At 35.7% G+C, this 22167-nt stretch carries 15 protein-coding genes; 8 read left to right on the top strand and 7 right to left on the bottom strand.

The window, feature by feature from the left end:
• Window positions 1-31: 31 nt before the first annotated feature.
• Complete coding sequence (gene lpdA / locus CLU83_RS04100; protein ID WP_100430430.1) at window positions 32-1435, bottom strand: dihydrolipoyl dehydrogenase; 1404 nt, start codon at window positions 1433-1435, stop codon at window positions 32-34.
• 537 nt (window positions 1436-1972) lie between these two features.
• Entirely contained in the window at window positions 1973-3904 is a 1932-nt protein-coding gene (locus CLU83_RS04095; protein WP_100430429.1) for an amino acid permease, read from the bottom strand.
• A gap of 413 nt (window positions 3905-4317) precedes the next feature.
• Between CLU83_RS04095 and CLU83_RS04090 the strand changes: the two genes are divergently transcribed.
• The 8 genes from CLU83_RS04090 to CLU83_RS04050 all read left to right on the top strand — a co-directional run bounded on the left by CLU83_RS04090 (window position 4318) and on the right by CLU83_RS04050 (window position 13963).
• Window positions 4318-5097 carry a hypothetical protein gene (locus tag CLU83_RS04090; RefSeq protein ID WP_100430428.1) on the top strand — a complete coding sequence of 260 codons (780 nt, stop codon included), beginning with the start codon at window positions 4318-4320 and terminating at the stop codon, window positions 5095-5097.
• Between the two features lie 371 nt (window positions 5098-5468).
• Complete coding sequence (locus CLU83_RS04080) at window positions 5469-7022, top strand: glycoside hydrolase family 10 protein (protein WP_100430426.1); 1554 nt, start codon at window positions 5469-5471, stop codon at window positions 7020-7022.
• 118 nt (window positions 7023-7140) lie between these two features.
• A complete protein-coding gene (locus tag CLU83_RS04075; protein ID WP_100430425.1) occupies window positions 7141-8403 on the top strand; it encodes an MFS transporter in 1263 nt (420 codons plus the stop codon).
• An 87-nt stretch (window positions 8404-8490) separates the two neighbouring features.
• Window positions 8491-10089: a glycoside hydrolase family 3 protein gene (locus CLU83_RS04070; RefSeq protein ID WP_100430424.1), complete on the top strand. Its 1599-nt coding sequence runs from the start codon at window positions 8491-8493 to the stop codon at window positions 10087-10089.
• A gap of 122 nt (window positions 10090-10211) precedes the next feature.
• Window positions 10212-10850, top strand: a complete 639-nt coding sequence (locus tag CLU83_RS04065; RefSeq protein ID WP_100430423.1) for a peroxiredoxin — start codon at window positions 10212-10214, stop codon at window positions 10848-10850.
• A 155-nt stretch (window positions 10851-11005) separates the two neighbouring features.
• Entirely contained in the window at window positions 11006-11314 is a 309-nt protein-coding gene (locus CLU83_RS04060; RefSeq protein WP_100433612.1) for a co-chaperone YbbN, read from the top strand.
• 77 nt (window positions 11315-11391) lie between these two features.
• Entirely contained in the window at window positions 11392-11649 is a 258-nt protein-coding gene (locus tag CLU83_RS04055; RefSeq protein WP_100430422.1) for a hypothetical protein, read from the top strand.
• A gap of 205 nt (window positions 11650-11854) precedes the next feature.
• Window positions 11855-13963 carry a thioredoxin domain-containing protein gene (locus CLU83_RS04050; protein WP_100430421.1) on the top strand — a complete coding sequence of 703 codons (2109 nt, stop codon included), beginning with the start codon at window positions 11855-11857 and terminating at the stop codon, window positions 13961-13963.
• Between the two features lie 237 nt (window positions 13964-14200).
• On the opposite strand, the gene CLU83_RS04045 is transcribed toward CLU83_RS04050, so the two are convergent.
• The 5 genes from CLU83_RS04045 to CLU83_RS04025 form a co-directional block, all read right to left on the bottom strand.
• Window positions 14201-15757 carry a phosphatase PAP2 family protein gene (locus CLU83_RS04045; RefSeq protein ID WP_100430420.1) on the bottom strand — a complete coding sequence of 519 codons (1557 nt, stop codon included), beginning with the start codon at window positions 15755-15757 and terminating at the stop codon, window positions 14201-14203.
• 6 nt (window positions 15758-15763) lie between these two features.
• Window positions 15764-16663 carry a hypothetical protein gene (locus CLU83_RS04040; RefSeq protein ID WP_100430419.1) on the bottom strand — a complete coding sequence of 300 codons (900 nt, stop codon included), beginning with the start codon at window positions 16661-16663 and terminating at the stop codon, window positions 15764-15766.
• Window positions 16664-16709: 46 nt separating this feature from the next.
• Window positions 16710-17171 carry a hypothetical protein gene (locus CLU83_RS04035; protein ID WP_100433611.1) on the bottom strand — a complete coding sequence of 154 codons (462 nt, stop codon included), beginning with the start codon at window positions 17169-17171 and terminating at the stop codon, window positions 16710-16712.
• Window positions 17172-17218: 47 nt separating this feature from the next.
• Window positions 17219-18424: a hypothetical protein gene (locus CLU83_RS04030; RefSeq protein ID WP_100430418.1), complete on the bottom strand. Its 1206-nt coding sequence runs from the start codon at window positions 18422-18424 to the stop codon at window positions 17219-17221.
• Window positions 18425-18869: 445 nt separating this feature from the next.
• Window positions 18870-22163, bottom strand: coding sequence for a VCBS repeat-containing protein (locus CLU83_RS04025; protein WP_100430417.1), 3294 nt, complete (start codon window positions 22161-22163; stop codon window positions 18870-18872).
• Window positions 22164-22167 lie beyond the last annotated feature (4 nt).

The following is a 22167-nucleotide window of genomic DNA, read 5'->3' as shown; positions in this document are numbered from 1 at the left end:
CACTGCAGTGCATCTCTACGGTGTATCTGTATTATACGTGCAACGCTCTATTATCAGTAGCTGCCAATGCAGCTTCTTTTACTGCTTCCGCAAATGTTGGATGCGCGTGTGACATTCTTGAAATATCTTCAGCAGAAGCTTTGTATTCCATAGCTGTAACTGCTTCAGCAATCAAATCTGCAGTTCTTGCGCCAATCATGTGCACTCCAAGAACTTCATCAGTTTTAGCATCAGCAAGGATTTTTACAAATCCGTCAAGATCTCCGCTCGCACGAGCACGGCCCAAAGCTTTGAATGGAAAACTTCCCACTTTATATTCAGTTCCAGATGCTTTCAATTGCTCTTCTGTTTGTCCAACAGCAGCAACCTCTGGCCAAGTGTACACTACACCTGGAATCAGGTTATAATCAATATGCGGTTTTTGTCCAGCTAAGATTTCGGCAACCATCGTTCCTTCTTCTTCCGCTTTGTGAGCAAGCATAGCTCCGCGAACCACATCTCCAATAGCATAAATATTTGAAATCGAAGTCTGCAGATGGTCATTCACTTCCACTTGTCCTCTATCCGAAATTTTTACTCCAGCTTTATCCGCATTCAATCCATCTGTGTAAGGACGACGACCAACAGATACTAATGAATAATCTCCTTCCAAAGTAATTGTTTCTCCTTTAGCATTTTCAGCTTGAACAATTACAGCATCTCCATTTCTCTCAACTGATTGAACTTTATGAGAAGTATAGAATTTCATTCCTTGTTTTTTCAACACTTTAGTCAATTCTTTAGACAAAGCACCATCCATTCCTGGAATAATTCTGTCCATAAATTCCACAACCGAAACCTGAGCTCCTAATCGTAAATATACTTGACCTAATTCAATACCAATCACGCCACCGCCAATAATAACAAGGTGTTTAGGCACTTCTTTAAGAGCCAATGCTTCTGTTGAAGTAACGATTCTTTCTTTGTCGATTTTGATAAAAGGCAAAGAAGATGGTTTTGAACCCGTAGCAATAATAATATTTTTGGCTTCAATCGTTTCCGATGTTCCGTCAGCTTTTGCAATTGCAACGTGAGTCGCATCTACAAAAGATCCTAAACCATTAAAAACAGTGATTTTATTTTTTTCCATCAAGAAATTTACTCCTCCTGATGTTTGATCTACAACTGCTTGTTTGCGTGCAATCATTTTTTCCAAATTCACTTTTACCTCACCTGAAACTTCAATTCCATGATCAGCAAAATGCTTAATTTCAGCATAATGATGCGAAGACGACAACAATGCTTTCGATGGAATACAGCCTACATTTAAGCAAGTTCCTCCCAAAGTTGAATATTTTTCTATAATTGCTGTTTTGAAACCTAATTGCGCACAACGAATAGCTGAAACATATCCGCCTGGCCCAGAACCTATAATGACTACGTCAAATGAACTCATAGTATGTGATTTTTATTTTTAGTGATGCAAAATTAAGGAATAAAGTTTTGTTTAAAGTTTAATTTTAGAGGTTTTTTGTTCCAATTATAACGATTTCATCAACAATAACCGATAAACCCTTTAAATAACTCAAGCAAATTACTTTTTTATCAGTATACGAATTTAGGAGCATAAAAGCAGTTTTCAAAACAGCATTTCTCCCGCTGTCATTCCAATCTTGTCTGTCCCCTTAAAAAAAGGACATACAAGGATTTTCCCTTCCATCGGGGCTATTTTACAGCTTTAGTATTTCATAAGAAATTTTCAAAAAAAATGTCTTGAATCAAATAATTCAAGACATTCATTTTTATTTATAATCTACGCCAATTGTAAGTGTAAACAAAAAAGCGCTATACCTCCCTTTTAGCCCTGATCGAAGTGATATCCTTTGCTTTTTTTTCTTTAAAAAAAGCAAAGATAAAACGGAGAGCAGGACTCATCTTGCCAAAAATGCCAAATCTTTCTGCTTCTAAAACAAATTACTGCTCAAAATTAAAACTATTCCGTTTTAAAATTCAACTTACTGTTATGGCGGCTGAAACTAAAATAAATGACCAATCCAATAAGTAGCCAGATTCCGAAATAAATCCAATTCCAAACGCTTAACTCTGCCATCATGTACAAACAGCATATTAAGCCCAAAAGCGGAATCAAAGACAAATTCTCTTTGAAAGACCAAAATACTAATCCGACCATAACAATCACGAAAATCCACATTGGTATTTTATGTTTGAACAAGTCAAAACCGCTTTCATATTTAGTAGAGTCCGAAATTGGCAATCCTGCAACTACACTGGCATATTTCACATCATCTTCCTGATATTGGCTCAGTAAATGCTCTACATCCAGTTTTTCTGTAGCACTGGTTTTTCTATCAATGCTTACCAAATAATCATATACTTTTTGAGTTTCCTCCTTGTTTAATGAAGTAATTATAAACTCAGAATCATTGATTTTAGTTTCATTTGTGATGAAGCCCATAGTGGCTTTTTTATTGTAAGTAAAAGCCAAAACCAGAGCAATAATAATCAATAATGGAAAAATATATTTTGAATTAATATAAGGTGTTTTGAATTTCCCTCTTGGAATATCAGTTCGGTTTTGCAGTGCCAAAACTCCGGCGCAAACCAAAACAAAAGCAAACAAAGTACCAATACTGCATAAATCGGTAACCATAGTCAGATTCATGAACAAGGCAGGAACCGCCACTACAAAACCAACAACTATTGTGGCAAAAGAAGGTGTTTTGAACTTTGGATGCACAGTAGAGAATTTCTTTGGAAGTAAACCGTCACGGCTCATACTCATCCAGATGCGGGGCTGACCCATTTGAAAAACCAGCAATACACTCGCCATAGCAACTACAGCACTTACTGCAATAATTCCCGACATCCATTTTAAATGCAATTGATCAAATACAAAAGCCAATGGGTCTCCAACATTCAATTTATTGTAGCTTACCATTCCTGTCAGTACTAATGCAATGGCTATATAAAGAATCGTACAAATAATAATCGCCCACATCATCCCTCGAGGCAAATCACGTTGCGGATTTTTACATTCTTCGGCAGTTGTCGAAATAGCATCAAAACCAATATAAGCAAAAAACACCGCCGAAACTCCTTTTAAAACTCCCGAAACTCCATTTGGAGCAAACGGATGCCAGTTTGCAGTATCTACATAAAATATACCAACAGCTATTACCAAAAGTACAATACAGACTTTTACAACCACCATTATATTACTGGCGTTTCGGGACTCTTTCATGCCTCTGTATATCAAAGCTGTAATCAGGACAATAATCAATAAGGCAGGTAAATCGGCAACAAAATGAAACGATCCTATCACTGGTGATGTTGTCCAAGCAGTATAGGCATCCTGCATTCCTGCACTTAAATTTTCAAAAGTTTTCCCGCCTTCCATCAAGGCTGTGGCATCTTTAAAACCATTAGAAGCCGTCAAATAATCCATTTGCACCCATTGCGGTAAATCTATTCCTCCGCTGGAGAGCAGTCCTGTAAAGTAATCGCTCCATGAAATCGCGACCGTTATATTCCCAACTGAATATTCCATAATCAAGGCCCAGCCAATAATCCAAGCTATTAACTCCCCAAAAGCAACATACGAATAGGTATAAGCACTTCCGGAAACCGGAACCATCGATGCAAATTCAGCATAAGCAAAAGCGGCAAAACTGCAGGCAATAGCGGTAAATAAAAAAAGAAAAATTACGGCAGGACCTCCGTCAAAACTAGCTTTCCCGATAGTGCTAAAAATACCGGCTCCAACAATTGCTGCAATCCCAAAAGCGGTTAAATCCTTAGTTGTCAAATGTTTTCCTAACGCCTCATGTCCCTCTAAATTGTTTTTTTCGACTTGTCTTAAAATATCTTGAACTGTTTTTTTTCTAAAAAGTCCTTTTAATGCCATGTTGCTAATTTTATTAAATAACCATTATTTAGTGTTCTTTTCAATACTATTTTCAATAAAAAAAATAGTAATGCTCAAATATATAAAACAAATTCAATCTTTAAAGTTACGATTTTGATTTTTTATAACATTAGGATACAAAAACAATATTTCTCTTTTTAAATCAAAATAAAGTCAAATACACACTCAAAATTATACGCAAATAAAATAAAGCTTATTTTTTGCAAAAAAAACAAAATTATTGAAATTAAAAATGGAATGCCTTTTCAAATCAATAGTCTACTATCCCTAATTTTATACCGAACAAGCGCAAGCTCAAAAAATCAAAACATTCAATATAAATACTTTGCGATGTTTTTTTGACTAAATTGGTATATTATATTTAAAGCACCATTCTAAAAAAGAAATAATTTATGGATGTAAGTACACTAAATCAGACTGAAGCTTGGGTAATAGCTATTTTGCTGTTTATATTGATGATTACGGCATGCTATATTGGTAAACTCACTGGTAATTATATTCGGAATAAAAAACATGCAACAGATAAAACTACTGAAACTTCTGGGCTTGTTGCATTGCTTTTTTTCTTACTGGCATTTACATTTGGGATGAGCGGTGACCGCTATGATTCGCGTAGAAAAATTGTAATAGAAGAAGCAAATGACATTGGCACTGCCCTACTGCGCAGCGATTTATATCCAGACTCCACACGAACTGTATTCCGTAATGATTTTAAGGAATATATAGAAGCAAGAATATCCTTTTACCAAGTGGGAGCCGATGTGGATGGGATTTTAAAAGCTGACAGTTTATCTCAGGTAATTTCGGCTAGATTATGGAAACGCGCCTGCATTCTGGCTAAAGATCCTGCAAACTTGGTGGCTACGCAGCAGATGATTCCCGCTTTAAACACTATGATTGATATAACAACGTCCCGTCTTGCGGGCGAAAAAACAAAAGTCCCTCAAAGTATTTTAATCATGCTGTTTTTTCTAGCTTTGATAAGTGCCTTTTACAGTGGTTATTCAGAAGGACGAAAAGGACGGATTGACTGGCTGGTTCAAATTGGATTTTGTCTTTTGGTTTCTTTGGTTGTTTTGTTTACGCTAGATTTGGACAGACCCAGAAGAGGTTTTGTGAATTTGGATTTACCAAATCAAACCATAATAGATTTGAGGAAAAATTTCGAGTAATATTTTCTAGAAGCTAATTTTCATGCAAAACTTACCGCCTTTTTTTTGATTAAAAATCTTAGAGTCAAACAGCTCCTAAATAATTCTAAAACTCCTTCGATACACAAAATTTTGCTCCAGATAAAAGCGACAGCCCCGAGAATTGGAACTCTAATTTTTACAGTCGGTACAGAGCGACCAGCGGAAGTTCCTAGAACGGCTAGTAAAAAAAGAGTTCCAATCGAGGGCTATAGCGGATAGCTGGATTAGGCACATTATCCTTTTAAACAATAATCCAGATCTAAAGCGGCAATCCGAATTTTATTGGCAATTAATTGAATAAACTTAGCTAAAAAAACTACTTTTGATTCCTTTATAAAAAAGAATTAATAATGTATATAAAGAAGTCCTTATTATACCCGACTATATATTTGTTGTTTTCTGCTATTATTGGATTTGCCCAAAGAAGAGATATGCATCCCAAAAACGAATTTCGAGCGGTCTGGATTGCAACCGTTGTCAATATTGACTGGCCAAAAAACAGTTCGGATTCAGTTGAAAAACAAAAAGCTGACTTCATTCAAATTTTAGATACCTATCAAAAACTCAATTACAATGCTGTAGTGGTACAAATTCGCTCTGTTGGCGATGCATTATATCCAACGATATTAGCTCCTTGGTCCCGATATTTAACAGGAATTGAAGGAAAAGCGCCCAATCCTAATTTTGATCCGCTCGCATGGATGATCGAAGAAAGTCATCAGCGCGGTTTTGAATTTCACGCGTGGCTCAATCCGTATCGCGCCACTTTTGATTTAAAGACCGAAACCTTAAGTATAGATCATGATTACAATAAACACCGCGAGTGGATGATTGAATATGGTGGCAAATATTACTACAATCCAGCTCTGCCTGAAGTTCAAAAACACTTAACCGCAATCGTGGAAGAAGTGGTTATAAAATATGATATTGATGCCATACACTTTGATGATTATTTTTATCCATATAAAATAAAAGGACTTGACTTTAATGATACTCTATCGTATCAAAAATATGGCAACGGGCTTTCAGTTGAAGATTGGAGACGTTCTAATGTAGCCGCTTTTGTCAAAAATATTTCATTTGATATAAAAAAATTAAAGCCTTGGGTACAGTTTGGCATCAGCCCGTTTGGTGTTTGGCGCAACAAATCGGTTGATCTAAAAGGATCCGACACTCAATCGGGACAAACCAATTATGATGATTTATTTGCGGATCCCATAGATTGGATGAACAACAACTGGATCGATTATATCATCCCTCAATTGTATTGGAGCATTGACCACAGAACGGCTTCGTATGCAAAACTGATTAAATGGTGGTCTGAAAATGTTCCCGCTAATACTGCTTTATACATAGGAAACAGTTCCTACAAAATTAGAGCCGATTCAGATAAACATTGGAATAATACTTATGAAATAGCAAATCAGATTGACCTGACACGTAACTATCCGAATGTGCAGGGAAATGGTTTTTTTAGTGCCAAATGGTTTATAAACAAAAATCAGGATGTGGTTAAAATCCTGAAAGAGAACCAATACAAATATCCTGCTTTGCCATTGCCTGTTCCCAACTTAAAAAAACAAATATCCGATAGATTGCTTATCAATTCGGTTACTAAAGATACATCAAGCTATTATATTTCTTTCCAGAAGCCAAATCTTCCATCACAAGTTCGCTATATCATTGTATATGCTGCTAAAAATTCAGCCAAAATAAACACTAATGATCCAAGTCAAATTATGGATAAAATTGCTGTTACCGAAAAAAACAACGAATTCAATATAGAAGTTCCGGCATACAAAATGATTGGTAAAGCCGCTTTTGCTTTTACTTTCGTCGATTATTATGCTAACGAAAGTCCAGAAACTGTAATTGATTTGGAAATAGAAACACAAATGAAGTAAAGGTTTAATATTGTTTAAAATAAGTTTAAGATGGTCTAACTTTAAACTCTTAAAACTTTAAACAACATTGAACTTTTAAACCTTAAATCTTTAAACAATTATTAAACCTCCTTAAATAATGAAAGACAGCAAACCTTGGTATTGGATTCCATTTTTAAATTTTGCTTCGGGATTTCCGTATGCCATTATTATTTCGGTTTCGGTGATTATGTACAAAAATTTAGGCATTGCCAATGAAGATATCGGGGTGTACACCAGTTTATTGTATTTGCCTTGGGTAATCAAACCGCTTTGGAGCCCGTTTATTGATTTATATGCCACCAAAAGAAAATGGTTTTTGGCAATGCAGTTAGTGATTGCAGTTGCGTTTTTAATTGTTGGATTGACCATTCCGATGAATCATTTTTTTATGTTAAGTTTGGCATTGTTTTGGGTTGCAGCATTTGCCTCAGCCTCTAATGATGTGGCTAGTGACGGTTTTTATATGTTGGCTTTAGCCAAAGAACAGCAGTCTTTTTTCTTAGGAATCAGAAGCACGTTCTACAGGCTTTCGATGCTAACCGCAAACGGGCTGATTGTGATTTTGGGCGGTTTTTTAGAACAAAAATTCGGAGACAAAAGCAAAGCTTGGTCTTACACCATGATAGTTGTGGCGCTGATTATGGCATTCTTGACGGTTTACAACTTTTTCACCACTCCAAAAGTTGAAGAAACTAAAGAAACTGAAAGTACTCATAAAGTGAGTTTTGGCAAAGTGTTTACTACTTTTTTCCAAAAGAAACAAATTGGTATTATATTGGCTTTCATTTTGCTTTTCAGATTGGGGGAATCTCAATTATTAAAAATGCTGACTCCTTTTTTAATCGATGAAAAAGCAAAAGGCGGCATGGGACTTACGACCGAAGATGTTGGGATAATATATGGTACGTTTGGAGTTGCAGCACTTGTGGTAGGTGGAATTCTCGGTGGAATAGCCATCTCAAAAGGAGGATTACGAAAATGGATGTTGCCGATGTTCTTAGCAATGCACCTGCCAATTTTGGGATTTGTTTACTTATCTCATTTTCATCCCGCTTCTGTTCATTACGTTTATGCAACAGTTATTGCAGAACAGTTTGGTTACGGTTTTGGTTTTACAGCCTTTATGATGTACTTGATTTATGTAGCCGAAGGCGAATCCAAAACAGCCCACTACTCCATTGCAACTGGCTTTATGGCCTTGGGCATGATGCTTCCTGGTATGGCTAGTGGCTATATACAGGAATATTTAGGATACAGTAATTTCTTTATTTGGGTATTTCTTGCCACTATTCCAGGATTAATTTTATCGCAATTACTAAAATATCCTGCTGATTTTGGGAAGAAAGCGGAAGAGAAATAAACACATTAGCTTTAATTCTAATCTATATTTTATATTCTTTACTTATATGACTTATATGTTTAAAGTTAACATCATATTCATTACAAAATGACACTAGAACAAAAAATAGGGCAATTCTTTTTTCCAGCCGTTTTTATCAACGATACGGAAGAGAATATTCAGGAAACAGAACGTTTAATAAAAGAATACAACATCGGCGGATTGACTTTTTTTCATAGCAGAGCCAGTGCGGCAACCAACTATGAGAGCAAGAAAAAAGTAGAATTCAACGACGATAGTTTTCAGCGTTTGAAAGACCTGATTGTGCGCTATCAAAAATGTGCCGCTACTCCCCTATTAATGAGCATCGATGCCGAATGGGGCTTGGCGATGCGTGTCGAAAAAACACCCCAATATCCTTATGCCATCACTCTTGGCGCTTTGCCCGAAAGGAAAATCGATTTGGTATATGAAGTAGGAAAACAAATTGGATTGGACTTAAAATCGGCTGGAATCCATTATAATTTAGCGCCACTGGCGGATATTAACAACAACCCTAATAATCCTGTAATTGGATATCGTTCTTTTGGGTCTAATAAAGAAAAAGTGACTCAATATGCATTGGAATACCTTCGTGGCATGTCCGATGTTGGGATTTTGGGCTGTTTGAAACACTTCCCTGGGCATGGGAATACGAGCGTCGATTCACATTTGGGATTGCCTGTTTTACAGGAAAACCTAGAGGAATTACTGGAAAATGAATTGGTTCCGTTTATAAAAGGAATCGAAAACCAAGTAGATTCTATTATGATTGGCCATCTGGCCGTTCCAGCATTGAATGACGGAAAAGAAACTTCAGCCACTTTATCCAAAAACATTATCGAATCTCTTTTACGAGAACGTTTAGGGTATAACGGTTTGATTATATCGGATGCTTTGAATATGCACAGTGTTTCCAAATTATATGATGTGAAAGGCCAGCTGGAATGGGAAGCCTTCAATGCAGGAAACGATGTCCTCTGCTTTGCCGAAAACGTAGCCGAAGGCATTCAGGAAATCCTAAAAAATGCTAATCCAGAACGCATCGAAGCAAGCCTAGACCGCATAATAAAATGTAAACAAAAAGCAGGACTATTTGATAAAAATCCAACGCCTGTTGCTGATTTTGACTTTAAAATCACTTCGAAACTGAACCGAAAAATAGCCGATTATTGCATTACCGATATCAAGGACAAAAACAGTTCCGTAATTGTTTTTGACGCCAAAAACAGAGAACGCTTAGCAAAGTTGAGTATTTATAAAACGGTTGACAATCCTTTTTTCAAAACATTGGCTTCCACTTTACCGTCTCCTGAATATGCTGTTGAAAGCGCCGCCGATTTAATGGATACAACGATAAAAAAAGACCTTATGCCATTTGACACCATACTCATTTCTTTATTTGTCCCAAAAGCCAAACCTCTGAATAAATTTGATTTAGAAGATTCTGTTTTGGAGTTTTTAGGAGAATTGTTCCAAACCAAAAAGTGCATTCTTTATGTTTTTGGGAATCCGTATGCATTGCAGGTAATTCCAAATCTGGAAAAAACTATCGGAATTGTCGAAATGTATCAGGATTTTGTGGAGTTTCAGGAAAGTGCCGCCGAACAATTATTGGAAGACAAAAAAGGAAAAGGAAGCTTACCAGTTTCTATTGCAGGTATTTAGAAACTATTATAATCACATACTATTGCTTAATAAATATTAATAATAAAAATTTATTTAATACCGCTTTTTATATGCCCTATATTTGCAGCATTAAAAGTATTAAATAACTAAAATTAATTTATATGTCATTAGTAGGTAAAAAATTTCCAAGTATTGCAGTAGACGCTATCTCAGAAATGGGTGATAATTTAAAAATCAACATCTTCGAAGAAGCGGTAAACAACAACAAAAAAGTACTTTTGTTTTGGTATCCAAAAGATTTCACTTTTGTATGTCCAACTGAATTACACGCTTTTCAAGCTGCTTTACCAGAATTTGAAAAAAGAAATACAATCGTAATTGGAGCTTCCTGCGATACCAACGAAGTTCACTTTGCTTGGTTAAACACTCCAAAAAACAATGGTGGAATTGAAGGCGTAACGTATCCAATCCTTGCTGATACTAACAGAAACTTATCTAACATCTTAGGAATTCTTGATATTGATTCAACTGAGTATAGCGAAGAAACCGATTCAGTAATCATTGAAGGTTCTAATGTTACTTTCAGAGCGACTTATTTAATTGACGAAACTGGAAAAATCTTCCACGAAAGCGTAAACGATATGCCATTAGGACGTAACGTAAACGAATATTTACGTATGGTTGACGCTTATACTCACATTCAAGAAAAAGGTGAAGTTTGTCCAGCAAACTGGGAAGCTGGTAAAGAAGCAATGAGCGCTGACAGAAAAAGTACTGCTGAATATTTAAGTCTTAACTAATATCAATAGCAATATTAAAAATCAATAGCAATATCAATTACAATGGCAATAAAAATAAACGGGTTTTCTCTGTAAATAAAATTTTAACATTGTAATTGATATTCATTTAAAAATTGATTTTTGACATTGAAATTGACATTGAAATTGAAAAATCTATGTTAATAGAATTAAACGAAGATACATTAGGAACCTTAGTGGCTCAGAATGAGAAAGTGGTTGTTCAATTTTCGGCTTCATGGTGCGGTAACTGCAGAATCATGAAACCAAAATTCAAAAAATTGGCTTCAGAAAACGAAGGAATCTCTTTTGTTTTGGTAGATGCCGAAAATTTTCCGGAATCAAGAAAACTGGCTAACGTAAGTAACCTGCCTACATTTGCCACTTTCGTAAACGGAAAATTGGTAAATGAAACCCAAACCAATAAACAGGAAGTTTTAATTGAATTGGTTAATGAAATTGTTTAAATCGATTATTGGAATTTTAGAACGTTAGATTTTTCGAATCTTTTATCTAAAAATCCAACAATCTAAAAATCTAAAAAATGAAATTACCCGTTATAAAACACCTGACCCAATTCATCGAAGAAAACGATCAGGATTACCTCATCGAAACCATCGAAGTACTGGAAGCTATGACCGAAATTCCTTCATTGAAAGACGAAGAATTAGATGTTATAGGCGAATTGATTTCAAACATGTACGGTGCTATTGAAGTTTACAAAATGACACAGCAGGGAACCGACAAAAAAGAAGCTCTTAACACTTTCATGAAAAGAGTATTGGCATCTATTGACAAATAGAATAATTTACAAGCATATCAAAAACGCACTCTATTTTTACTGAGTGCGTTTTTTTTTGTACTTCAATAGAAAATATTTTGAAACAAATTAATATGGCACTTGAAAATACTTTATATTAGTTTTGCCTAATAGCCTGCTTTCAATCAGAAGATTATACAATTGCTTTTTATACTGTCCTAATATTAAAATTCATTTCAAACATACTATGCATCGTCAACTTTTACTTTTATTTATAGTACTTTTTTTTATTAGCTGTAATCAAAAAAAAACTAAAGAACAGCAATTTAAACATACAAATGAATTAATAAATGAATCAAGTCCCTATCTTTTACAGCATGCACACAATCCCGTTGATTGGAAAGCTTGGAATACAGAAAATTTAGCCAAGGCTAAAGCCGAAAATAAGCTAATTATCATCTCTGTAGGATATTCAGCCTGTCATTGGTGTCATGTTATGGAAAAAGAAAGTTTCGAAAATGATTCGGTGGCCAAATTAATGAATGACAATTTCATCAGTATTAAAGTTGATAGAGAAGAGCGTCCAGATATAGACCAAATATATATGAATGCCGTACAACTGATGACTGGTAAAGGAGGCTGGCCACTAAACTGCATCGCACTTCCAGATGGGCGTCCTATTTTTGGAGGCACTTATTTTACCAAACAGGAATGGATTAAAATGCTGACTGAAATTGCCGCATTGTACAAAAATGATCCTCAAAAAGTAATATCCTATGCCGACAAATTGATCGAAGGAATTAAAAAATCAGATTTGATTCAATTGAACACTAATGCAGTTGATTTTAAATCTTCTGATGTAAATACAGCTATAAAAAATTGGAAAGAAGTATTGGATTTTCAAAATGGTGGCTTAATTGGCGATTCTAAATTTCCAATGCCAAAAGCACTTCATTTTTTATTGCGTTATAGCATTCAAAACAAGGACAAGCCTTTGCAAAAATATGTCGATAAAACATTAGTAAATATGGCAAATGGAGGTATTAATGACCCCATAGGAGGGGGTTTTTACAGATATACTGTAGATTCAAAATGGCATATCCCGCATTTTGAAAAAATGCTTTATGATAATGCACAACTTGTTAGTTTATACTCTGACGCCCATCTTATTACCAAAAATGAATTATATAAAAAAAAGGTAGCAGAAACACTCACATTTGTAGAACGTGAACTCATGGCTTCAAACGGAGCCTTTTACTCTTCTATCGATGCTGACAGCAAAAATAAATCGGGTAAATTAGAGGAAGGCGCCTATTATACTTGGGAAAAAGAAGAATTGCAAAAAGTATTAAAATCAGATTTTGCGCTTTTTCAAAAATATTACAATATCAATGCAACAGGATTATGGGAAAACAATAAATACATTTTATTTAAAACGCAATCAAATATTGATTTTGCAAAAGAAAACAATATCTCAATAACCGAGCTTAATGCTAAACTCAAAAACTGGAAACAAACTCTTTTGCAGGCAAGAGAAAAAAGAGCTCGTCCGCATCTCGATGATAAAACCCTAACTTCTTGGAATGCCTTAATGATAAAAGGATATACAAATGCGTATCGCAGTTTTAAAAACCCTCATTATAAAGAAATAGCAATAAAAAGTGCTTCTTTCTTACTGAATAATCAAATTCAAAAAGACGGCAGTTTATACCATAGCTATAAAAACGGAAAAAGCAGTATTACAGGTTTTTCCGAAGATTACGCCAGTGTTGTTGACGCATTTATTGCGGTGTACCAAATTACTTTGGACGAAAAATGGCTGACAAAAGCCAAAGAACTTACTGATTATTCATTGAGCCATTTTCTGGATAAAAAAACCAGCATGCTTTATTTTACCTCCAACAGCTCTAAAAATCTGATTACCCGAAAAATGGAAATAAGAGATGATGTCATCCCTGGATCTAATTCGGTTTTTGCACAAAATCTATTTCTTTTAGGACATTATTATTCTAATGCAGCTTATTCTAAAATAGCCAGACAAATGCTTCATAATGTAACTGCAGATGCCGTAAAATACCCAACGGAATACTACAATTGGCTCCACTTAATGTTAAATTATACTGGCAATTATTATGAAGTAGCCGTATCAGGAAAAGAAGTGCTATCAAGAATTAATACTTTGCAGACCTATTATTTGCCAAATATTTTGATTGCCGGGTCAACAAAAGAAAGCAGTCTGCCAATAATGGAAAATCGATTCATACCAAATGAAACCTACATCTATATCTGTGTTGAAGGAGCTTGTAAACTCCCTGAAACTGATGTCGTAAAAGCAGTTTCGAAATTACTGAACTAAAAACCTGAACTCGATTATTATTATCTCCAGTGGTTTCAACCGTTGACATATAGTTAAGCCTTATTTTTTTGAATGATTGCAAAAAGGCAAAATATTTACTTTTAGCCCCGATAGAAGCAAAAATCCTTGTGAGCCGGGGTTCGGCTCACAAGATTATAGCGGATAGCGGAACAATACTTGCTGAAAAGACCAAATATTTCTGCTCCAAAATTAATAATCGAGTTCAGGTTTATAATATTATTCGGCTCCGTCAATAACAGCTCTTGCAACAGCAAAACCTGCAACTTTTTTGCCTAATTCCAATCCTTTTTCGCAGTCGCTTCTGTAATGGATAGCCCCATACATCCTGGAATTTGATGCTTCTATTGCCATCGCTTCATATTCGCTTTTTTTAGCGGGAATAATGTGTGATAAAACGGCACAAGCAGCTGCACTAAAGGTAGAATGTCCAGAAACATAAGCTGGGAAATTAGGAACTCCCGTTGTTGTTTTAATCGAAGAATCCATTTGGCTCGGGCGCGGGTTGAAATAGGCGTATTTAGCGTCCCAGCAGCTTATAGCTGCATCCATCATGGCAATATTTAATAACGCCATATTTCTTGCCCAACGAACTTCACTAAAACTTTGTTGTACAAAAGATTCGGAAGCGATGGCATTCCAATGTCCAGGAGGCGTATAAGTATCAACTCCGTCAGCCCAAAAACTGACAATTTTCAAAAGTGATCTTGAATTCTCCTGACTGTATTTTTTTATCTCAGCCAGCTCTTTTGCAAAAGCATCAGATTTCGTAGAAGGAGGCGCAGGAGGACGATTTGCCACAATATTTGCTTCTGTCATCAAAAAGGATTTTACTTTTCCAAATAAAGGCAGCATAGGCGGTCTGGCAGGCACTTCTAATGATTTCCAAGGAGTTTCTCCTGTTGCGGCAGTTTGTGATTCTAGCAATGCCCAAATTGCCGGTGTCCCAATAGCAACACCAGCGCCATCAGTTGAAGCACGAGCTATAAATTTCGAAGCAACTTTTCTGCCCAAACTTATTCCTGCATCAACATCTGAGCGGACATTCACGCCGCTAATGATTCTGTATAGCTTTTCTTCTTCAGCTTTTTGGTCAATATAGGCAATTTCAGTTGGGAATAATAATTTTAATAACTCAACAGTAACTCCCACTACAACCGCATCCTCTGAAGGATATGACGGCAGAGTGCTTTTGGGTATCAAAACCTGCAGCGTAGCATCAACGTTATATGGAGCTGTTCTGTTATACAGCTTTTTATAATGCCATGCTGCAATCAAAGCATCGTACTGGGCAGCACTTACATAAGCATACGCTCTTGCTGCATAAGGAGGATTAGAAAATGGAAATTGAGGATATGCAAAAGGATTCGCACCAGAAGGAGCTGGATAAGTTCCGTCTTCATTTTGATAAGGCGGACGATTATGTCTTGCTACCAATGTCCGCATAATTTCGTTCCAACGCAATACACTGCCAACGCTCCAATAATTTATAATGTTTTTTTGGTCATCGGTAATATTAGCTTGAAAACTCTTGATTTCGTTAATCTCTCTAGTATATGCAGCTGTATTTACTGCAACTGGAACGTCAATTGAAAATTCGTCAGGAACAGTTAAAAGGTAAGTTTTCCAAGTCCCAGCAGAAGCATCGGTATTTATTGGGTTCAATTTTGGAAACTGTTCATTACGTTCTGTAATGTCATCATTACACGAATATGTAAGAACCGCTAATAAAAGCAAAAGGCTTTTAAATACAATTTTTTGAATGTTATTTTTCATCCTTATTTATTTAAATTTAATCACATAGAATATTCCTCCATACAAGGAAGCTGCTTTTCCCACATTTCTGCCTTCAGTCACTACATTATAACCTCCAACAATTGCTAATTCAGGGATTTGTTTTAAAGTATATTTAGCATTAAACCCAATTTTCCAAGCATTCATAGTATTGCTGGGAAAAGGCATGTTATTTTTTGTAATGTCAAACCCTCCAGATTGTGTTGTCCAATTGTCAATAACGGCTTCGGCAATTAACCTGTCAGAACGGTATCCCAATCTTAAATTAAAGTTTATAGCATCCGGCATATCAACTTCATTTGTATAATGAACCTCATCTGCCAAATAAGAATTTCTGTCAATGGTGATATTTGCTCTTTTGATATAAGCAAAAGATAAAGTGGTAAAAAACTCATCAACCTGTACATCACCCATCAGTCGTAAATATGCAGTTTTACTTTGAAGACCAATACTTAACGGCAAATAATCGGCAGTATAGTCAGTTGTAGGCATCGAATAACTTCCTAAAGCATATATGGAATAGGTAACGTTGTCAACGGTTTTCTCCAGAGGCATGTATTTTACAGTTAATGCTAAATCCTGCATCCCTTTTTGCCCTTGCATGGTTCCTGCTGAAGCTTTGGTTTGAACATACGGAACGCTAAAAAGAACATTCAGCTTGTCTGTTATGCCATAATTTCCCATGACAGCAGCTCCTTGAGCCGAAACAGTGCCTAGATTAAGATTCTCTCTTTTGAAAGTACCTTCCCAATACTCATCCCAGCTGCTATACTGATAAACAGCCCCAACACAAAAATTATTTTTGCTCATCATAATGGCATCAATATCAGTTTGTGCGCTCATCAAGAGCTGCATTAGGAAGAAACAACTCAAATATAATTTTCTCATTTATTACTAATTTGTGGTTTATCTGTTTGAACTTTTGTTGTTAATTTTACTTTTTTTTTAAACTCCTTTCGAGATAATAAGCTTCATTGTATTTACCAGAGATAACAAGTGCTCCTGATACCAACACTATATTTTTGATGATGTACTGGCCTACTAAAGTTGGTTCATAAGGGAAGCCGTCAAAACAACTGGATTTTAAAATAAAAAAAGGAAAGAGTGTTGCTGACATGTGCATTAATAAAAAAAATATAGTTATAGGAATCAGTCTTTTTATTAATAATCCGAGTCCGATCAAGACTTCACATATTCCAAGAACCGGAATAAAAATTTCTGGTCTAAACCAAAAAACGGTTTTCTCTACTAAATCACCAGCTGGACTCAATCCGAAGATTTTCAAAGCGCCAAACCAGATGTAGACTATTGCAAGGGCAATGCGCATCAGGTTTACGCCGTGTTTTTCCATTTTCTTGCTCAATAAGAAATAGAAAGAATTAAAAGTAGTTTTCATCAGTTCAGAAGTTTTGAATACTAACATTATTTACTAAAATATGGCACCTAATTAGGCATTGTCAGTGTCATTTTTTTACCTAACGCAAATCTGTATGAATATCCTAGATTAATAGAATAATCTGCGAAAGCAGCATCTCCTTGGACATGAACATATTTCGCAGGATCAGTGATTACAGAATTCTGCATATCTTGACTGGCAATATCTGCAGCACTCTGAATACGGTTTTTTACGATATTATATGGGATAAATAAGCTTAAAGTATGTTTTCCAATATGATAAGAGAAACCATACTCCACCGCTATAACATATCCAGGGCGGCGATAAGCTGCCTGCCCTCCAAAAGCGTCATAAGCAGGAATCCCTTCAACTCTTCCAGCAAGCGAAACATTAAAATTTTCTTTTTTGTCTATTGCTGCAGATAAACCTGCTCTTGCAAAATATTGGTCTGGACATGCATAAATTTCATACCCTTCTAAACCTGCTTTTGGTGCTGATTTAAATGTACCATTTGATTCTTTTGGATTGAATAAATAATATCCATTTGCAAATCCGTAGAGACGCCCCGTTAATTGTCTGAATACTTGTACCTCTGCCGAAATTCCAACACCGCCATCACCCGGCTGAATAGCTTGATCCATTATCACGCTTTTTGTTGTTCCGTCGGCTTGTGGCGTATCATCCATCTCATCATGGCTTCCTGTATTTAATTTTAATCCCAATCCTAACATCAAATTACCTTTGTGAGCCGTTTTTGGGTCAAAAAACCAATAATTTACGCTTAGTCTTGCATCTGCAAAACCTTGTGCATAAACACTGTATCTAAGGGTATCTTTTTCAGGACTTGTTTGCCTTAGAACCTGTGAACGCTCATTGTGAACATAAGGTAAAGTGGCGTTTATCTGGACTCTATTGGTGATTCCGTAAGAAAAATTAAAATCAACCGCATGCGAATAAATGTTTACGGCATTACCTTGTTCTACGCCGTTTTCGTCATGTCCGCCACCTTTAGTCTGACGTTCCAATTGTTCTTCTTTACCAACAAAATGTCTCCAAGAATGGAAATAGCGGTAATTTGCCCCTACTTGAAATTCGCCTTTGTTCAAATTATAAGAACTGGCAGAATTCATATAAAGCCCACCCATTTGGCGGACAGCCACACAACCTTGAGCGGTAGTTTTTTCTGTTTGAAAAGCGATTAAAATGAATAGTATAAAAATGAATGCGGTATATAATGAAGGTGTTTTTTTCATGATTTTGTTTTATTTCAATGAGCATAAACAGTAATGCATCTTTTATTTTATAGAAAGTCATTACAACTGTCTCACCTCGAACAGCAACGGACAGGCGAAACAAAAGGAGATGGAGATGAAATTCAGTTATTTTGTATTCCTAAATGGTATTAACCTGAACTCGATTATTATCTCCAACGGTTAAAACCGTTGGCCGTAGTTAAACTTTGGATTGTTTTTTTGAATGATGGCAAAAAAGCAAAATATTTCCCTCTAGCCCCGATTACTTCACAACTCTTTTATTTTCATAGGAGTTCAGTGAACTTCGTTTGCAGTAGAAATCCTTTTGTCCCGTCTCGTCCCAAAAGACGAGAGGCACAAAAGATTGTAACAAAAAGCGGGACTATATATCCTAAAAATGCCTAATCTTTCTGCTCTCAAAAAATTAATAATCGAGTTCAGGTTATTAGTTAATTCTGATGCTTTGCAGATACGAATTATTTTTAGTTATCAGAAAATAGTATTTGTCCTTTACTTTTATTTTTTCCATATTTTTAACATCACCAGGAGTAAAGAATCCGCTTTTCACCATTGAAACTGGCTTGAATTTACCTTTGCCGTTCCCTTTTAAAAACAAGCCATGTCCAGCATCATTTCTTGGCGTTTCCACTTCAGAATTAAACATGTTGCCCGTAATTAAAGCATCCAGATTACCGTCTTTATCATAGTCATCGACCAAAATTTGGTTAATACAGGATAATTGTGCTTCAACTGGAAGCTGGTGTATAATAAATTTTCCGTTTTTATTTTCTAAATATACACTCGCGAATGATTTCACTTTATAATGCAAAGCCTCCTTTAGTGATTTCTCGGTATATACATCGACTAATGTTGCTTCAGAAAAACTCTCATAATTTTTGAATTTTTTCTTTATGCTTGGAATTTGCTGTGAAGAACAGCCACGGCCGCGTACAGGATATTGTTTGCCGTCATTGTAATAGCTCAATACAATATCTTTATGTTTATCATTGTCAAAATCTTTAACAAAAATATCAAAAGTCTCATCTGGTGTGGCTTTGTATTTATAATTAAGTCCATTATTTCCAACGATATAATCCATGTCGCCATCCTTATCAAAATCACCCTGCTGAATACTCCACCACCAGCCTGTAGTATCAATTGTCAAGCCTAAATTATTAGACACTTCTTTGAATCCATTTTTTACATTCTCGAAAACATGGATTGGCATCCACTCCCCTACAATAATAATATCGGGAAAAGTATCATTATTATAATCTGTTATAACGGCACTGGTTGCCATTCCAAGATTTTTAAATTCTTTAGGAGCATTTTTTGAAAATTCAAATTGCGCGTGACCAGACGTACTTGTATTATGCAATAGATAAGTGTTTGCAGGCGAAGGATATTGTCCTGGTACTTGCCTGCCAAGTACTAAAATATCTTGTTTGCCGTCTTTGTCATAATCAACAGGATATGCTTTGGAACCGCTGGTTAGCATTACAGGAAGCGCTTCTTTAGGTGCTTTTGTAAAATCACCTTTACCATTATTGAGATACAGCCTGTCTTGCAATGCGGAATCATTTAATAAAAATTCATATCCGCCGCTTACAACATATAAATCGTTGTCTCCGTCATTATCAGCGTCAAAAATTACTGCACCGGCATCCTCGCATTTTTTATCAGCCTCAAAAGCTTCCGTTTTTTTCTCTACGAATCCATTAGCTGTCTGCAAAAACAATTTTCCAGCAAAAGTGGATGATCCGCCAATAAAGTAATCCTCTAATCCGTCTTTGTTGACATCGCCGACAGCAATCGGCGGACCAAAAGTGGACATTTTGTGCGGTAATAAAACTTGATCTTTAAAATCATCATATTTATTTTCTTCGTGTTTAAAAACTGGAAAAACGGATGTTACTATAGTAAATATTGGTTTTGAAACAGCTATTTTTTCTATTTCTTCTTTAGCATCCTGATCTTTGAATGTTAGTGTTTGATTTGCTTTTACATTAAACAATTTCTGAATTTTTCCATTCGTCCAAACCACTTTTACTTCATCAATTGTTTTTAATTTGTTCACTCCAAAATGCAGTTCTGGAGCTACCGATGATTGAAATCCGCGTGTCAAAGTAAGTTCCTGCATTTGAACATCGCCTTTTGTTTTTATATACACACGATTTCCTAATCCCTGACTGTTTTTTGAACTTCCTTTGAATTTTACCGTCAAATAATTATTGGTTTCGGAACTGGTATTTTCAAAAACAGAGGCATAATCATCTATATTATTTGTGATAATTTCTAAATCTCCGTCATTGTCCAAATCGGCATAAGCTACTCCATTTGAAAACCCTTTGAACTCAATTCCCCATTTTTTATTTACCTGTTCAAATTTAAAGTTCCCTTTATTTTGAAACATAAAATTGTCGATTTTTTCGCTGGGTATTTCTAATGCGACTCTGAGCAAATCTTTGGGTTTCAAATTTTGTCTTTCGATGCTGTGAAAGAAATCGTTATTATTTATTTCTCTTCTAGTTCCATTGGTAACGAACAAATCCTTTTTGCCGTCATTGTCAAAATCAGCAAACAAAGGTCCCCAGCTCCAGTCTGTTGAAGAAGTTCCGGTAATGCGCGAAACATTTTCAAATTGCGGAATACCGTTTTCAACAATTCCTGTGTTCATCTGCATACAATTGTGCATGTACTGAAATTGAAAACCAGCATCGGCTATATCCCAATATAACTGCGGATTCATACTCGACATATTTGCTTTTTTACGGCGGTTGTCTTTGGCATCCATATCCACCTGAAAAATATCTAAATAACCGTCGTTGTTAAAGTCGGAGATATCCACACCCATTCCATAAAAAGAAGTATGATTGGTAGCATTTTTTATTACTTCTTTAAAAGTGCCGTCATGATTATTTATGTACATAAAATCAGGAGAATTGAAATCATTGGACACATAAATATCTGGCCAGGCATCATTATTTAAATCCCCGATGGTGGCGCTTAATGACAAACCGTATGCTCTTACTCCAGCTTCATTGGTCACATTGGTAAAATGATTTCCGTCATTTCTGTACAAATGCCCAGATTCATCATCTTTCACATTCCGCATCAGCTGTACATAAACAAATGTTGGGATATTAAATTTAGTAGGCGGATAATTGGCTACGAATAAATCTAAATCTCCATCCTTATCATAATCAAAAAAAGTGCCTTGTACACTGTTTCCTGCATCATCTATACCGTATTCTTTGGCTCTTTCAGTAAAAGTGCCATTACCATTATTGATGTACAATTCATTGTTTCGAGGTCCAAATTTTCCTCCCACACTGCAATAAATATCTAGAAAACCATCCCCGTTAACATCGGCCATCGTAACTCCGGTGTACCATCTGGAATCACCTCCCACTTTTGCTTTTTTAGTAACATCTTCAAACTTAAGATTTCCTTTGTTTAAATACAGTTTATTAGATACTTGGTTTCCTGTAAAAAAAATGTCTGTCAATCCATCATTATTAATATCTCCGGCAGCAACGCCCCCGCCCATATAAATGTAGGAATAGGTAAAATAATTCAGAGAATCGTTTTCTTTCAGATTGTTGCTAAAATCAATTCCAGTGTCTGAAGGTTCTAAGGCAGTAAATATCTTTTTTTCTGATTCTTTTGTGGAGCATTTAACAAGCAATAATAAGCATGCAATGCTAAAAAAAACAGTCTTTATTTTTCTAATTTTCATTTTT

Origin of the sequence: Flavobacterium sp. 1 (assembly GCF_002797935.1) — a bacterium.
Lineage (GTDB): Bacteria > Bacteroidota > Bacteroidia > Flavobacteriales > Flavobacteriaceae > Flavobacterium.
The sequence above is the reverse complement of the archived record's forward strand: the minus strand, read 5'-3'. Positions and strand labels throughout refer to the sequence as shown.

Bases quoted from the DNA above. Each gene is read 5' to 3' on its own strand.
- lpdA (WP_100430430.1), bottom strand. From the start codon at position 1,435: ATGAGTTCATTTGACGTAGTCATTATAGGTTCTGGGCCAGGCGGATAT.
- CLU83_RS04095 (WP_100430429.1), bottom strand. From the start codon at position 3,904: ATGGCATTAAAAGGACTTTTTAGAAAAAAAACAGTTCAAGATATTTTA.
- CLU83_RS04090 (WP_100430428.1), top strand. From the start codon at position 4,318: ATGGATGTAAGTACACTAAATCAGACTGAAGCTTGGGTAATAGCTATT.
- CLU83_RS04080 (WP_100430426.1), top strand. From the start codon at position 5,469: ATGTATATAAAGAAGTCCTTATTATACCCGACTATATATTTGTTGTTT.
- CLU83_RS04075 (WP_100430425.1), top strand. From the start codon at position 7,141: ATGAAAGACAGCAAACCTTGGTATTGGATTCCATTTTTAAATTTTGCT.
- CLU83_RS04070 (WP_100430424.1), top strand. From the start codon at position 8,491: ATGACACTAGAACAAAAAATAGGGCAATTCTTTTTTCCAGCCGTTTTT.
- CLU83_RS04065 (WP_100430423.1), top strand. From the start codon at position 10,212: ATGTCATTAGTAGGTAAAAAATTTCCAAGTATTGCAGTAGACGCTATC.
- CLU83_RS04060 (WP_100433612.1), top strand. From the start codon at position 11,006: ATGTTAATAGAATTAAACGAAGATACATTAGGAACCTTAGTGGCTCAG.
- CLU83_RS04055 (WP_100430422.1), top strand. From the start codon at position 11,392: ATGAAATTACCCGTTATAAAACACCTGACCCAATTCATCGAAGAAAAC.
- CLU83_RS04050 (WP_100430421.1), top strand. From the start codon at position 11,855: ATGCATCGTCAACTTTTACTTTTATTTATAGTACTTTTTTTTATTAGC.
- CLU83_RS04045 (WP_100430420.1), bottom strand. From the start codon at position 15,757: ATGAAAAATAACATTCAAAAAATTGTATTTAAAAGCCTTTTGCTTTTA.
- CLU83_RS04040 (WP_100430419.1), bottom strand. From the start codon at position 16,663: ATGAGAAAATTATATTTGAGTTGTTTCTTCCTAATGCAGCTCTTGATG.
- CLU83_RS04035 (WP_100433611.1), bottom strand. From the start codon at position 17,171: ATGAAAACTACTTTTAATTCTTTCTATTTCTTATTGAGCAAGAAAATG.
- CLU83_RS04030 (WP_100430418.1), bottom strand. From the start codon at position 18,424: ATGAAAAAAACACCTTCATTATATACCGCATTCATTTTTATACTATTC.
- CLU83_RS04025 (WP_100430417.1), bottom strand. From the start codon at position 22,163: ATGAAAATTAGAAAAATAAAGACTGTTTTTTTTAGCATTGCATGCTTA.